Origin of the sequence: Pseudomonas sp. K5002, assembly GCF_013386655.1 — a bacterium.
In the GTDB taxonomy this organism is placed as follows: Bacteria; Pseudomonadota; Gammaproteobacteria; order Pseudomonadales; family Pseudomonadaceae; genus Aquipseudomonas.
Map to the genome: position 1 here is coordinate 1 of NZ_JACARK010000483.1, position 1,016 is coordinate 1,016.

Sequence of the window (1,016 nt, forward strand, 5' to 3'; positions counted from 1 at the left end):
CACTGGGTTCAGTGCGGCGCCGACATTGGTCGCCAGCCCCGCGACCGGAGCCGTGGCGCCGGTGTTGGCTACGCCGTTGCCGCCAATCAGGGTGCCGAGGGACGCGACGGTGTTGCCCACGGCACCCCCGGTTACGCCCGCAGCACTGACAGTGCCATTGGTGTTGCCGATGTTCAGGCCGTTGCCGACGTTGGCGACGAGGCCACCGACCAGCTCAGGCAGACCCGATTGCGGGGTCGTGGTTGCCGGATTGACGTAGCCACTCGATTTATCAAGGGTGGTGCCGACGCCAGTCAACACGCCACCGACGAGTGTCCCGACTGGGTTGCCTGCACCGCCGGCACTTGCCACCTGGCCACCCAGGCCGGTGACAGTGGCGCCCACTTTATCGATCAAGCCACCCACCGGATTGCCCAGGCCTGTCTTATTGCCCAGGTTACCCGTGGTGTTTTCCACCAGAGAGACGACGGGTACCAGTACGCTTTTACCCACCGTATTGGTCAAGCCGCCCAGTGGCCCGGTGGTGCTGGCCGTGCTCAAGGTGTCGCCAAGCATGGTCACGGTTTGGCCGACTTTATCGACCAGGCCACCTGCCGCGCCGCCTACACCGCCGGTCAAGCCTCCGACCACGGGAATGCCGCCCAACGTAGTGCCCAGGGACTTGCCGGTGTTGGACACGCCGGTACCCAGGTCGGCCACGCCATCGGCCACACCGGCAACGGTGGTGCCCAAGGCGTTGCTATTGGTGCCCAGGGTGCCCAGGCCGTTAGTCAGGCCGCTGCCGATGCTGTTGACGGCAGTGCCCGTTGCGGTGACTAACCCGCCAGCGGTAGTACCGACAATTGGCACAGTGGTCAGGGTCGTACCCAGGTCGCCCACCGCGGTGCCGACATTACCGACGACACCGCCTACAGCGCCCACTACCTGGCCGGTGACCAGAGGAGTGGTCGAACCTGTGCCACCGCCAGTGCCACCGCCGGTGCCACCACCTGTGCCGCCGCCGGTACCGCCGCCGG

The 1,016-nt window shown here is 66.5% G+C and carries 1 protein-coding gene; it reads right to left on the minus strand.

What is annotated here, in order from left to right:
- Positions 1–1,016, minus strand: a 1,016-nt coding sequence (locus tag HX846_RS21180) for a collagen-like triple helix repeat-containing protein (protein ID WP_256739848.1), incomplete at both ends; no start/stop codon positions are given.